This window comes from Acinetobacter legionensis (genome assembly GCF_048551735.1).
Taxonomy (GTDB): Bacteria; Pseudomonadota; Gammaproteobacteria; order Pseudomonadales; family Moraxellaceae; genus Acinetobacter.
In genome coordinates this window covers 61485-74162 of sequence record NZ_JBIMBV010000014.1, presented here as the reverse complement: position 1 = coordinate 74162, position 12678 = coordinate 61485, and the positions used below count along the sequence as shown (strand labels likewise).

General features: G+C 37.1%; 14 protein-coding genes. 5 read left to right on the top strand and 9 right to left on the bottom strand.

Annotated elements, in window-relative coordinates; translation table 11 throughout:
* Positions 1 to 29: 29 nt before the first annotated feature.
* The 8 genes from ACG9ZL_RS13670 to ACG9ZL_RS13635 form a co-directional block, all read right to left on the bottom strand.
* Positions 30 to 464, bottom strand: a complete 435-nt coding sequence (locus tag ACG9ZL_RS13670) for an HIT domain-containing protein (RefSeq protein WP_336951330.1) — start codon at positions 462 to 464, stop codon at positions 30 to 32.
* Between the two features lie 229 nt (positions 465 to 693).
* Positions 694 to 4155 carry a transcription-repair coupling factor gene (gene mfd, locus ACG9ZL_RS13665; RefSeq protein WP_336951475.1) on the bottom strand — a complete coding sequence of 1154 codons (3462 nt, stop codon included), beginning with the start codon at positions 4153 to 4155 and terminating at the stop codon, positions 694 to 696.
* Between the two features lie 296 nt (positions 4156 to 4451).
* Entirely contained in the window at positions 4452 to 4808 is a 357-nt protein-coding gene (locus tag ACG9ZL_RS13660; RefSeq protein ID WP_336951332.1) for a hypothetical protein, read from the bottom strand.
* Between the two features lie 106 nt (positions 4809 to 4914).
* Positions 4915 to 5856 carry a Dyp-type peroxidase gene (locus ACG9ZL_RS13655; RefSeq protein ID WP_419360420.1) on the bottom strand — a complete coding sequence of 314 codons (942 nt, stop codon included), beginning with the start codon at positions 5854 to 5856 and terminating at the stop codon, positions 4915 to 4917.
* A 183-nt stretch (positions 5857 to 6039) separates the two neighbouring features.
* On the bottom strand, positions 6040 to 6522 hold the full coding sequence (locus ACG9ZL_RS13650; RefSeq protein ID WP_419360418.1) for a DUF6678 family protein: 483 nt from the start codon (positions 6520 to 6522) through the stop codon (positions 6040 to 6042).
* Between the two features lie 50 nt (positions 6523 to 6572).
* Positions 6573 to 7358, bottom strand: coding sequence for a glutathione S-transferase N-terminal domain-containing protein (locus ACG9ZL_RS13645; protein WP_336951336.1), 786 nt, complete (start codon positions 7356 to 7358; stop codon positions 6573 to 6575).
* Positions 7359 to 7400: 42 nt separating this feature from the next.
* On the bottom strand, positions 7401 to 7913 hold the full coding sequence (gene rraA, locus ACG9ZL_RS13640) for a ribonuclease E activity regulator RraA (RefSeq protein WP_419360416.1): 513 nt from the start codon (positions 7911 to 7913) through the stop codon (positions 7401 to 7403).
* Positions 7914 to 7925: 12 nt separating this feature from the next.
* Positions 7926 to 8591, bottom strand: a complete 666-nt coding sequence (locus ACG9ZL_RS13635) for a Rossmann-fold NAD(P)-binding domain-containing protein (RefSeq protein ID WP_419360414.1) — start codon at positions 8589 to 8591, stop codon at positions 7926 to 7928.
* Between the two features lie 213 nt (positions 8592 to 8804).
* Between ACG9ZL_RS13635 and rpsT the strand changes: the two genes are divergently transcribed.
* A complete protein-coding gene (gene rpsT, locus ACG9ZL_RS13630) occupies positions 8805 to 9071 on the top strand; it encodes a 30S ribosomal protein S20 (RefSeq protein ID WP_004720657.1) in 267 nt (88 codons plus the stop codon).
* Between the two features lie 153 nt (positions 9072 to 9224).
* Here rpsT and ispF read toward each other — a convergent pair whose 3' ends face one another.
* The gene (gene ispF, locus ACG9ZL_RS13625; RefSeq protein WP_004720660.1) at positions 9225 to 9716 is read right to left on the bottom strand and encodes a 2-C-methyl-D-erythritol 2,4-cyclodiphosphate synthase; all 492 of its coding nucleotides are present in this window, start codon (positions 9714 to 9716) and stop codon (positions 9225 to 9227) included.
* 100 nt (positions 9717 to 9816) lie between these two features.
* Between ispF and ACG9ZL_RS13620 the strand changes: the two genes are divergently transcribed.
* From ACG9ZL_RS13620 to ACG9ZL_RS13605, 4 genes are read left to right on the top strand one after another with little or no spacing between them, the layout of a single operon-like run.
* Positions 9817 to 10467: an A1S_1983 family putative colistin resistance protein gene (locus ACG9ZL_RS13620; protein ID WP_004720662.1), complete on the top strand. Its 651-nt coding sequence runs from the start codon at positions 9817 to 9819 to the stop codon at positions 10465 to 10467.
* Positions 10468 to 10493: 26 nt separating this feature from the next.
* The gene (locus ACG9ZL_RS13615) at positions 10494 to 11177 is read left to right on the top strand and encodes a hypothetical protein (protein WP_419360413.1); all 684 of its coding nucleotides are present in this window, start codon (positions 10494 to 10496) and stop codon (positions 11175 to 11177) included.
* 45 nt (positions 11178 to 11222) lie between these two features.
* Positions 11223 to 11822, top strand: a complete 600-nt coding sequence (locus ACG9ZL_RS13610) for a hypothetical protein (protein WP_224965442.1) — start codon at positions 11223 to 11225, stop codon at positions 11820 to 11822.
* A 21-nt stretch (positions 11823 to 11843) separates the two neighbouring features.
* Positions 11844 to 12482, top strand: coding sequence for a DUF4304 domain-containing protein (locus tag ACG9ZL_RS13605; RefSeq protein ID WP_419360411.1), 639 nt, complete (start codon positions 11844 to 11846; stop codon positions 12480 to 12482).
* The last annotated feature ends 196 nt before the right edge of the window (positions 12483 to 12678 follow it).

Below are 12678 nucleotides of genomic sequence, written 5' to 3'. Positions count from 1 at the left end.
TATTAAACACTTCCTTGTGCTGTTTACACTTAATCCATACGCCAATCGAATGGCATATCACCTTGGCCACGTAACGCCAACATTAACGTTTGACGCATATGTGCTAACACTTCATTGCTATAAGGAACTGCTTGCAGACCAAATACAGGCTTAGGCCAAGCTACATCATTCTGATAACGAACTACATGATGAAAATGTAATTGTGGCACCATATTTCCAAGTGCTGCGACATTCATTTTATCTGCACGAAAAACACGAGACAACTGGCTAGATAACCAGCTAGATTCTCGTAAAAACTGCTCTTGGTCAGCTTGACTTAGTTCATATAACTCAGTGATACCAGGAACACGTGGAATAAGAATTAGCCACGGAAATTGCATATCATTCATTAAACGACATGTTGAAAGCGGAAAATCGCCTACAAAAAAAGTATCTTGAGCAAGTTGTGGATGCAAACTAAACATATCTTTATAAATGACGCAAAATTAAAAGGATGGCTAATACTAACACATCGGTTTTCGTGTGAATATTGGTTATCTTGTGTTTTGGTACAAATAAACACAGTTTGTTTTGAACCTGATCACAATTACACTTTAAAGAATCACAGAATTTTTTCAAGTGATTTACCAGAAAAAATTCATAAGCACTTTCAATCTCATACTGAGCATTATTTAAGCTCAAATTCCAGATAAATTAACGCTTTAATTCTGTCAGTAAATTGTTTAACAAATCCTGAATAAACTGAATTCTTTTGTCATTCTCTTCAAGCATCACCATCACTTTTAAGCGTTGCCCACCGTCCATACGAAACCAAGTTGGATGCTTTTGCATGAGTTGAATAATACTGATCGCTTGCACCGGAGTATCAGGTGAAAATTCGATCACTCCACCGTTAGCTCCTATATCAATTTTAGTAATTTCCAACGCCTCAGCCTTAATCCGAATTTGATGGACACTAAACAGCTGTTTTACTGGCAATGGCGGTACACCAAACCGGTCAATCAACTCCATACGTATATTGTCAAGTTTATCTTGAGTATCGGTATTACTAATACGTTTATAGAACATAAGACGCTGATGTACATCTCCCAAATATTCATCTGGGATCAAAGCAGGCATATGTAGTGTAATTTCTGAAGTGAGTGAAAGTGGTGTATCAAAATTAGGGGTCTTACCCTGTTGAATTGCTTTGGTCGCTTTGGCCAACATTTCCATATATAAGCTATAACCAATTGCATTCATTGAACCACTTTGTTGTTCACCGAGTAGCTCACCAGCACCACGAATCTCCAAGTCTTCCGTAGCCAGCATAAAGCCAGCGCCAAGATTTGAAGCTCTCTGAATGGCATCTAAACGTTTTTCTGCATCACCTTTAAGGCCTTTAATCGATGGCACCATCAAATATGCATAGGCTTGATGATGTGAACGTCCAACACGACCACGCAATTGATGTAATTGAGCTAGGCCAAGTTTGTCTGCACGTTCAATAATAATCGTATTGGCATTAGGAACATCAATCCCCGTTTCAATAATCGTTGAACAGACCAGCACGTTAAATTCTTTGTGATAGAACTGTTGCATGATTTGCTCAAGTTCACGTTCACGCATTTGACCATGTGCAACAGCGACACGAGCCTCTGGTACAAGTTGACGAATATTTTCCGCAGCACGCTCTATGGTATCCACTTCATTGTGCAATATATAAACCTGCCCACCACGTAACAATTCCCTTAGAATTGCCTCTTTCATGGTTTCATTGGTTTGTTCATTGACAAAAGTTTTAACGGCTAAACGACGTGCTGGTGGTGTAGCAATAATCGAGAGATCACGCATCCCACCAAAAGCCATATTCAATGTACGAGGAATTGGTGTTGCAGTTAACGTTAACATATCAACATCTGCGCGCATGGCTTTAATACGCTCTTTATCACGTACCCCAAAACGATGTTCTTCATCAACAATCATTAAACCTAAGTTTTTAAACTGCACATTTTCCTGAAGAATTTTATGCGTACCGATAACAATATCGACTTTACCATCGATTAAGTCATCAATGATTTTGGTATGACTTTTATTAGTTCCAAAACGAGAAAGTACCTCTATACGAATTGGCCAATCGGCAAAGCGATCTTTAAATGATTCAAAATGTTGTTGCGCCAATAAGGTGGTAGGTACCAAGACAGCCACTTGCCTATTATTTTGAACAGCAACAAATGCCGCCCGCATCGCCACTTCCGTTTTACCAAAGCCAACATCACCACAAACCAGTCGATCCATTGGTTTGGCTTGTTGCATATCATATAAGGTCGCTTCGATGGCATTGGCCTGATCCAGTGTTTCCTCATAAGCAAAACCACTGGAAAATTGCATATATGCACTTTGATCCAACTCGAAACTAATCCCAGGTTTAGACTGACGACGTGCTTGGATATGCAACAATTCAGCTGCCACATCATGAATCTGTTCAAGTGCTTTACGTTTTGCTTTATTCCATGCATCTGTACCCAATTTATGTAAAGGCGCTAAATCAGGATCACCTCCACTAAAACGGCTAATCAGGTGTAAATTGGTCACAGGAACATACACTTTTGCATCATCTGCATAGTTTAATTGCAGAAACTCATAGTCTTGTTCATCAATATTTAAGGTAACTAAACCTGCATAACGCCCAACACCATGATCAATATGCACCACTGGCGCACCAATATTAAGTTCCGTCAGACTTCGAATAAGAAACTCTTCTGAAACCTCTTGTTGACGTTTTCTACGGCGCTGTACTACACGGTGTTCATATAGTTGGTTTTCAGAAATAACCGATAGATCATTGCTGATGACCAACCCACGATCCAAAGGTGCATTGGTGATCGCCACAGAGAAATTAGATTGTTGAAATACAGCAAAACTTTCGACAACTGGAATTTCACCTAAACTTGCACGTAAAGCATCTTTTAATGTTTCACGACGTCCAGCACTTTCAGCCACCAACAACACTGGATGATTGGCCTCATCCACGTACTGTTTAACGGCTTTAAATGGCTGCTCTTGTTTAGGGTCTACAGGCAATCTTGGCGGTAATTCAACCGACAAATTGATACAACCTGCTTTTAATTCAATGGCTTCTGTTGAGGCAATAATTCTTGAAAATTGATTTAAATATTCGAATAGTTGATTCGGTTGTATAAAAATTTCTTCAGGTGGTAATAACGGCTGATCAGCATTATGGCGTCGGTCTTCGTAACGACGAATTACATCTGTCCAAAAACTCAACAATCCTTCATCAATGTGCTTATCTGTAATGACAATAGAATTACTTGGGAAGTACGAAACCAAACAACTTTGTGTTTGCATGGCTTGCTTTGAGAAGAATAATGGGAAGTAGAAATCTAATCCCGGAGAAGCAATACCTTCTAACACATCTTGATAAATTGGATTTTTTTTAGGATTTGCTGTTGGAAAACTTTCGGCATAGCGATCACGAAATGTTGAACGCGCTTCTTTCAACGGAAATTCTTTTGCAGGAAGTACAGTAAAACGTTCTAACTTTGTCGTTGTTCTTTGCGTTTCAGGATCAAAGAATTTTAAACTGTCTATTTCATCATCAAATAAGTCAATACGAATGGGTGCATTCTGCCCAGAGGCATAAATATCCATAATACTACCACGTACCGCAAACTCACCATGGTCATAAACAGTATCAACCAAATGATAACCCGCTTGAACTAATTTTAATTTTTGTTGTTCTAAAGCAAATTTCTGACCAACACGGATATCAAAATGCTCACCCAATACCCATGATGTAGGCGCAACACGTTGTGCCAAAGTGGTTGCTGATACCAATAAAATACCTTTTTGTGGCATATTGGAAAGTATCGACAGTCTTTCAGAGACAATATCTTGGTGTGGAGATAAACGATCGTATGGCAATATCTCCCAATCTGGAAATATTGTTGGTTTTACCCCATAGAATTCTAATTCACTTTCCAACTGCCCTAAGTGCTGATTATTTTTCGCAACCAAAACAAAGAGCTGATCCGATTTCTCTGCAATCTCCTTAAACAATAAGGCAGCAGATGAACCGAGCATTGTGCCGATCCAGCGTTTTTCGCCTGCTTTCAGTTGTTTTAAATTGAGGTCAGAGATTTCTTGTTTAAACATAATCGCATAGGGTCTAAAAGACATGAGCAATAGTTTAACATGATGACTTTATTCAGTTGAGTGATTTTATTTATTCTATTTGTCTAAGTAATGACTCAACTACAGTATTTTTCCCATCAGAACAAAATCCACGCTTACTATAAGACAAACTAGCAGGATCACGAACCTGTGGAAGCTCTTGCCAAATGAGTTGCGAATAACCATTTAATAACAATTAAAAATCTAAGCAACATCACATATGATTCTTTGATGAAATATTCTGATTCCATCAAATATTATCCATGCCTTAAGTTGATTTATTTTTCTCGTTTAAATTGTTTATAATAATCATTGAGTTTTTGAATAATTTTTTTGAATTGTTTTAAATTTTCTTCTGTATTGCCAAGCCTTTGCACATAGTTGTTTGTTGCGATTTCTAAATCAATCTTTTCATTGATCAAAATTGTTTTATAAAACAAGGCCTTTAAATCATCAAAATTATTGAGTTTTCGGTTAGAAAAGTATTCCAGCCTTTCAGATAACTCACGATTTAAAACAATACCATCTACAATAAAACCGTGCTCAGCATCAATTTGAATATTATTTTCTTGTAGAAAAACTTGCTCAGGACCGTTTTTACTACCCTTAAATAAGGTTGCAATTTTATCAAACATCATTAAAACCCAATTAAATCAATGATTCACCATAACAAACATGACTCAAGTTCGCAGTAAAAGGCCACTTTAAAGCGACCATTTACCTAAACATAAACCATCAGCGTTATTCGTCACCCAAATCATCTAAGAAATCGACAGTAGGCACAAAGAATAAAGTTCCTGTCACTGCTGTACTAAAATCTAATAAACGATCTAAATTACCCTCTTCATCACCTTGAAACATGTGCTCTAACATTTGTCGAGTCACACTAAATTTGCGTGCATAACCAATAAAGAAAGTACCATACTCATTTTTAGATGGATTTGAAAACGGCATATTTGCACGCATGATTTTAATTTCATTACCATCCGCATCATGTGCCTTACTTACTACATTGTGTGCTGTTTTAGGTTTTACATCATCACTCAACTCAAGATCATTAAACTTTTTTCGTCCGATGACTTTTTCTTGTTCTTCATCACTTAGCGCGCGCCACTTGTCCATATCATGCATATATTTTTGAATAAATGCATAACTGCCACCTTTAAAGTCTGGATCTTCATCACCCACTAGTGCATATTCAGCCGCAATTTCAGGCTCTGGGTTTTCGGTCCCATCGACAAAGCCAATAATCGCTCTACCGTCAAAATATCGAAAACCATTCACTTCATCTACTGGGTAACTTACAGCTTTTAATTCAGTATTGATCATATCTGCCATTTCAAAACACAACGCTTGGCGATCAGCGCGAATATGGAAAAACAAATCACCTTCCGTTGAAACAGCCGTATATTTTGGCCCTTTAATTTCTTTAAACTGTTCTAATTCTTGTGGTTTAGCCTGATCAGGAAATAAACGCTCCCACGCATTTGCCCCAAATCCCATGACCGCACTAAATTGTGCATCTGGATAACGGTTGGTTAAACTACGCGTCAATGCAGAAAAATTTGCCGCAAAATCAATTACTGTATCAATTACTTCAGCCCCAAGCCTTAATCCTAAAACAATAAATAAGGCATTTTCCCCTGGACGATTCATAACAGGTTGAATTCGAGTTGAAGTCATAATATATCTCAAAATATTCTATTGGTTACAATCTAACATAGGCTGTTTTAAAGCTTAAGTTTTTATCGTTAACAATCCACTAATTCACAATATTTATATCGATATAAATGTTATGGAAAATAATTAAAGCAATAAGTTTTGACTTATTTTGTTTAGGCACATCGATTGTAAGTATTTTTAAAACTACTTTAGGTGATAAGCATAAATTTTAAAATAACAGTCTTTCTGATCAAACACGATATTCAAATGCTGCAACAAAGTACGAAGTTGATCTGTTTGATCTAAAATCAAATCACTGATCAATCTCCCCCTCGACTTGCTCAGCATAGGCTTTACAATTAAATATTCAATTCCAATAAATACAGGCATAGCATCGTGATAGAAAGGATGCCAATCACCTATATACCACGGAATTTTCTTCACAAATTTATCTTCAGCTTGTTGATCTTTATTTTCAGTCACCAATTTGACAATAAATGCAGGTGGAAAATCCAAGTCTTTCATTGCATGTAGAAGTTTGAGCCATTTTGAATCACTCATACAAGATACCAACTGCCGTTGATGCACGACCTGTTGAATTTTCAAAATATACTTTAAATAGGCTTGTTCAGTCTTTAAAGCATTTATATGATTTCGATATTCAAGATAATTTTCTTGTAAACCCATATTTATCCTTCAATTAAAAGCACCTGTTTAGATGCTTTTAACACATAGAGTTAACCATATTGTTTCTGTAAATAACGTACGATTACTGCTGACTCAAAGAGTTTTTCACCTGTATTTGGATCTTCTAAATAAGGCACTTGAATATCTTGCTTTGCACGCCCCATAACAGGAATAATTTTTTCACGTTTTCCGCCCACCAAAGCAAAATATTTACCAGGTTTTAAACGTAAAACTGCTGGTCCTAGATCTTGCCAACACTCTTTAGCCACATTATGAAAGATAAATGGAATTTCTAATTCAGTTAACTCAGCACGCACAACACGTGTATAGGGACTTGCTTCAAACCCCCATAACTCCAATAATTGCGCTGGGCTTATACGATCAACAATTTTTTTATTTACCCAAACCCCTCGCGCACCATTAATAATAGTTCCCACCATGGCGACCGTTGGATATTTAGGATAATGAGAATATTTCTTTGGCGTTTTGCCGGTTTTACCATAGTGCTTAAATAAGTAATCAACAATCTTTTTTGATTCATACATTGCTGTTCCCGTGTTTTCATCAACGAAATACGGAAAACGCAATTTCCCCCCTTTTTCTTTTACAACCTGACGATATTTAGTCCCACCTTTAGGGCATGGATAGACTTCATAATCCAAATTGAGCAAGGTCATTACTTCTCGTACACGGCGGCAAAATGGTGAACCTTCAAACTCATATAACTTTAAGGCCTTTTCTGGCTGGTTTGGAAATGGTGTTCCAGTTACACCACGGCCTCCCTCAGTCAGTGATGAAGCCAAAGCTTGTACAACTTTAATTTGATGATGTACCATTTTATACCCCCTAGATGATTGTTTTCGCTTAAATAAAGCTTTTTATAAATCCACTAATTTTTCTTTTGAAACCACAATTCCATTGTTATCTACATAGATAAATTCACCAGAATTGAAAGTGACACTACCAAAATACACAGGAATATCGACCTCACCTATGCCTTTACGATTGCTTTTTTGTGGAATTGTAGCCAATGCATGAACGCCTAGATCAAGTTCAACTAGTGCATCTACATCACGTACACAGCCATAAATCACTACACCATTCCAGTGATGCTTAACCGCTGATTCAGCAATCATGTCACCCATCAAGGCACAACGCATGGATGCTCCACCATCGACAACCAAAACCTTGCCTGTTCCATCTGTAGCAAGTAACTCTTTCACTCGTGAGTTATCTTCAAAACACTTGACTGTCACGATTTGACCACCAAAGGTTTTACGAGCTCCATAACTTTTAAAAAATTTGCCATCGAGAGATGGAATCAGGGTTTGGATGTCTTGGTCTGGGTGATCATCTAATAAATCACAAGTTACAAAAGGTACTTTAGTCACGTTATCACTCCATTATTTGCTATTTTGTATACGTAAATTATCATAAATTTCAATTTTTTGAGTTTGTGTTTGAGCAGCCTCGATCATAGTATGAGCCACTTGTTGTGCTGTCACTGGCTTATATTTAAAAGAATTGGGTACCAAATGCGAAAATTTACCATATAACTTTTGCGCTACATCTTCCAAGAATCGCTTTTCATTCCGATCACCAAGGAGTAATGATGGGCGAATAATAGAAAAACGATATAAGTTCAACTTTTGTATATAGTCCTCAAGTTCACCTTTGACTTGATTATAAAAAATTGGCGAGCTGGCTTTTGCCCCCATCGCACTGACTAAAAGTAAATGAGTTTCAGTCATTTCAAATAAATCTGCAAAATGTGCATTGATCTCAAAATCAATATTATAGAAAGCTTCTTTAGAACCTGCCTTTTTAATGGTCGTTCCCAAACAACTGAATGCATGAGTGTAACCGCTGACATCTTGATCATTGAGTAGAAGTAAGTCATCCAATACAAATTGTTCAACTTTTTTAAATTTTGAAAAGTCTGGATTTTCTCGTCGCACAACAACTGTAATTTTTTCACAATTAGCCAATAAATTGAGCTGCTCAATGAGACGCTGTCCCACTAAACCTGTTGCTCCAATCACAATCGCATTTTTTATCGAATTAGTCATTTTTTAAACAATCTCCTAGATTTATTACTAATCTAACGTTTTATTTCAAATTTTTCTTCAACAAAAATGTTGTCAAAGCATGTCAACACTTGACTTTACTGGCCTCTTTAATCACAATATGGCACTTGTTTACGGGCTGGTGATAATCCTCTGATGTGGTTTTCAGATGTGGTTTCAGCCCGCCCAGACCCATCTAATTCAAGGAGTGCACGAGTGGCAAACTCTGCTCAAGCAAAAAAACGTGCTCGTCAAAACGTTAAAGCACGTAAACACAACGCAAGCTTGCGTTCAATGGTACGTACTTATATCAAACGCACAATCGCTGCTATCGCTACTGGTGAATATGCTGCCGCAACTGAAGCTTATAAAGCTGCAGTTCCAGTTATTGACCGTATGGCGGATAAAGGTATCATCCATAAAAACAAAGCTGCTCGTCACAAGAGCCGCTTGAATGCACAAGTTAAAGCGTTAGCTAACTAATTTTTGCATGTAAAAAGAGCCCTTTAAAGGGCTTTTTTTGTATGTAAAATTTGACTATAACGCTTTAAAATTAGAAAACATCAAAACTTATCTACCACTTCATCATTATTTCTCAGCAGATAGATAAGTAAGAGTTCTAAACTGTAAAAATAATTACTTTGCTAAATGTGAAATTAAGACTGTTGCAGTGGATAAAATACCTTCCTGACGACCAGTAAAACCCAATTTCTCTGTGGTTGTTGCTTTAACGCTAATTTGAGTCACATCAACATCTAACACATCTGCAATACTTTGACGCATTTCCAAATTGTGTTTGGCTAATTTAGGCCGTTCACATGCCACAGTAATATCGGCATTATTTAATTTATAACCACGGTCTAAAATTAATTGATAAACATGTTTTAAAAGTTTACGGCTATCCGCACCTTTAAATTCAGCATCTGTGTCTGGGAAATGCTGTCCAATATCCCCTAAAGCCAATGCACCCAATAAAGCATCACATAATGCGTGTAACACAACATCACCATCAGAATGTGCTTTTAAACCATGCGTATGTGGAATTTGAACGCCTGCCAAAGTTACAAAATCACCTTCTTCAAAAGCATGTACATCCATTCCCTGCCCAATACGAATCGGTATGATCATTCTTAGCTCCTTTTGCAGTTTTTAAAATTTAAAAATCTTGTATTCGTACTTTCTCTTTCGCTATAGTACGTATGCAAACATTGTGAAAGTATAAGCGATCATGCTGTTGAATACAGAATTTAATCAAATTAAAACACTCTTGTCTGGTCTCATTTTGAGCTGTATCAGTACATCAGCTGTTTATGCCCTGCCTCTTGACTGTAAGCATCAAGATTCATCACTTTTAAAAAAGTTATGTGGTTCACAGTATAGTGAACTACGCGCTCAATTGAATGAGAGCTATCTCACTGCATATCTGGTCACAGACGCACCAATACGCTTAATCAATGATACGCATCGTTTGTGGCTCAACCGTTTAAGCCAATGTAAAAGCAACGATTGTTTTAAACAACAGTTCGATATTCGCCTAGAAGACTTAAATTTTTACACCTCAATGAATCAAAGTTTAACCCAACATTTCATCAAATATGAACATGGTAAAATTTCGAAGCAACCCGCCCATTTACAAATCCATCAACTGACTAAAGATCGGATTAAAGTTGAAGGCATCGCCTATCGAAATCCCAATAACCGTAAAGATAGTCAAATCGTCTCATTGTTGGCTTACACCACGCCTGAAAAAAAGAATCAAATTTTGGACAATGAACATGACTGTAAATATGTGCTTAATTTCCAAAAAGCAATTTTGTCTGTGACAACAACACAAAAAGGCTGTGAGCGCTTTACTGGAATTTACCGTTTATATGATTAAGATTTATAATTAAATTTGGCAAAACCATGAGTACAAAACTAGCGTTAAGTGAAGAAAGATTAAAAATATTATCTGAATGTATGCAGAATTATGATGTGGGTGCTGATACAGATGAATGGCCTAACAATATTATTTCGCGCTTTACTAGCGTTTATAATGATGGTTCTATCTCAAAGCACAATATCCCATTGCAGCATGAAATTGATCCCGATGAATTAAAAATTTGTCAAAAACTACGCGCTGAAATCGCCAATATCATGACAAATGTTGAAGTTGGTATGGGTTCAAACTCGGGTGATTATTTTCAAGATTTTTATATCATGCATTCACAAAACTCAGCTAGCCAAAAAATTACGCCTCAGCTGATTCAACAATACTTTGCCAATACTATTTTTCCTTTGGCGAACATTACGACTGAACCGCTTACAACAAATACACAGTGGTGGAAAGAAGTTGAACAAGATGGTGAAGAATCTCCAGCAGAATATTTTCAACCTTGGCACAAGATGATAAATTGGTTTGCAGCACAACACGATTTTATCGACTGTGCATTTGTTCGGATTGGAGACTCAGCACTTTTAGAACAAATCGATTCTGATGATTACCCGAAAGGAACAATCATTACAGGTTGTGTCTTGCCTCGACTTGCATTGGGCTTAACCCAGAATAGCAATTTGGTTGGAATCTTTGGATATGTTGTACACAGTTAAGATCTAACTAGCTTAATTAAAATATAAATAAAATAGGGAATAACAATGACTCAACTTTTAATTTTAGACCAAGTCTCACAACACCTTGATCAAACCTCTTTTGGTGGTCTTCCTGTTAAAACAATTGGCTTACAGGTTGAATGGCCTTGCTGCACAAATTGTGATGGTGCAATGCAATACCTTGGCAAAGTAAAAACTGATCTCGGTTTAGAATTGATCTTTATGTGTAGCCAAGATCCGGGGATGTGTGATGACTGGGATGCAGATGGTGGTGGTAATAAAGTGATTGTCATTACAGAGATTCATGCTCTTGAAAAATTCCAACCTTTAGAACCTGAAAATACCTTACGTGAAACGGAATATGGCGCCAAGATTTTCCAAGATTCGCAAGAAGAATATTCACAATCACGTGAACTTTGGCAAGGACCCAAGAGAGAAATTTTAGGTCAGCTTTCTGGCTCAGCTGAGTGGCTGCAAAATGATGAAACACCTGAATGTGATTGCTGCCAAAAGCCTATGCGCTTTGTTGCTCAACTAGAGACCGGACCTGATCATAGAACTGAGATGAATTTTGGTGGAGGAGGTTCCGCCTACCTATTTGATTGCCCTCAGGGTAAAACTGCTAAATTTCTATGGCAATGCTAGCCTCTACCATGGATATATCGAATGGATAAAAAAGTCATTTCCAAACTATTACAAAGCCAGTTTTATCCCATTTTAAAAGCACAGGGCTTTATAAAAAAAGGCGATGTATTTAGACAGGTTGAGGGGGAAGTTATTCGAATCGTCGATATACAACACTCCATTAAAAGACATTGTTTTCAAGTTAATCTCTGTATTCACCTCATCACATTAGGTGAATATGTTATGCGATGTACAGGTAACGCTTTAGATATTGAAAAAATGCGTGATTTCGATTGTGCATGGCGTAGTTCGATCCTGCCTTATTTGATCAATGATCATGACAACGACTGGTCATATACCTCAAATGAACAAGATGCCAACGAAATGGTGCAATTTCTAATATCTGAGTGGAATCGTCAAAGCCAAAATTTCTTTAATCAATTAGCACATTGGCCTGAAGATTTTCTCAAGAAAGCGCATCAGGCCTGTATAAATCCCTTACATCCCGCACACATGTGTACCCTCTGCTATGTGGCTGCTGCAGCTGGTGATTTACAATTGGTCAAGAGGCTCGCTGAGATTGCAATTGATGCTGTTCCTGAACGAGCCACCTCATTAAAAGAACGATTAGCATCATTTATCCAAAATCCAAGTTTAGCGATTCCGCAAATTATCGATTAATGACGAAATGAAGCAGTCAAATGCGCTATTCACCAAATTGAAATATTTGTTATATTTTCTAACAACTTTCACGATCCGATTTAAAGTTTTACGCTTTATTTCCTGACTTAATTAACTTATAAATAACTATATATAAATAGTCTGATGACATATTTGTTGTAAATACCGAACACCAAACAATAGAGGATCAAAGGTG

Excerpts from the sequence above, each read along its gene's own strand:
- ACG9ZL_RS13660 (WP_336951332.1), bottom strand. The coding sequence starts at position 4,808 with ATGTTTGATAAAATTGCAACCTTATTTAAGGGTAGTAAAAACGGTCCT.
- ACG9ZL_RS13620 (WP_004720662.1), top strand. The coding sequence starts at position 9,817 with ATGCTGTTGAATACAGAATTTAATCAAATTAAAACACTCTTGTCTGGT.
- ACG9ZL_RS13645 (WP_336951336.1), bottom strand. The coding sequence starts at position 7,358 with ATGGTACATCATCAAATTAAAGTTGTACAAGCTTTGGCTTCATCACTG.
- mfd (WP_336951475.1), bottom strand. The coding sequence starts at position 4,155 with ATGTTTAAACAAGAAATCTCTGACCTCAATTTAAAACAACTGAAAGCA.
- ACG9ZL_RS13635 (WP_419360414.1), bottom strand. The coding sequence starts at position 8,591 with ATGACTAATTCGATAAAAAATGCGATTGTGATTGGAGCAACAGGTTTA.
- ACG9ZL_RS13605 (WP_419360411.1), top strand. The coding sequence starts at position 11,844 with ATGGATAAAAAAGTCATTTCCAAACTATTACAAAGCCAGTTTTATCCC.
- ACG9ZL_RS13615 (WP_419360413.1), top strand. The coding sequence starts at position 10,494 with ATGAGTACAAAACTAGCGTTAAGTGAAGAAAGATTAAAAATATTATCT.
- ACG9ZL_RS13655 (WP_419360420.1), bottom strand. The coding sequence starts at position 5,856 with ATGACTTCAACTCGAATTCAACCTGTTATGAATCGTCCAGGGGAAAAT.
- ACG9ZL_RS13610 (WP_224965442.1), top strand. The coding sequence starts at position 11,223 with ATGACTCAACTTTTAATTTTAGACCAAGTCTCACAACACCTTGATCAA.
- ACG9ZL_RS13670 (WP_336951330.1), bottom strand. The coding sequence starts at position 464 with ATGTTTAGTTTGCATCCACAACTTGCTCAAGATACTTTTTTTGTAGGC.
- ACG9ZL_RS13650 (WP_419360418.1), bottom strand. The coding sequence starts at position 6,522 with ATGGGTTTACAAGAAAATTATCTTGAATATCGAAATCATATAAATGCT.
- ispF (WP_004720660.1), bottom strand. The coding sequence starts at position 9,716 with ATGATCATACCGATTCGTATTGGGCAGGGAATGGATGTACATGCTTTT.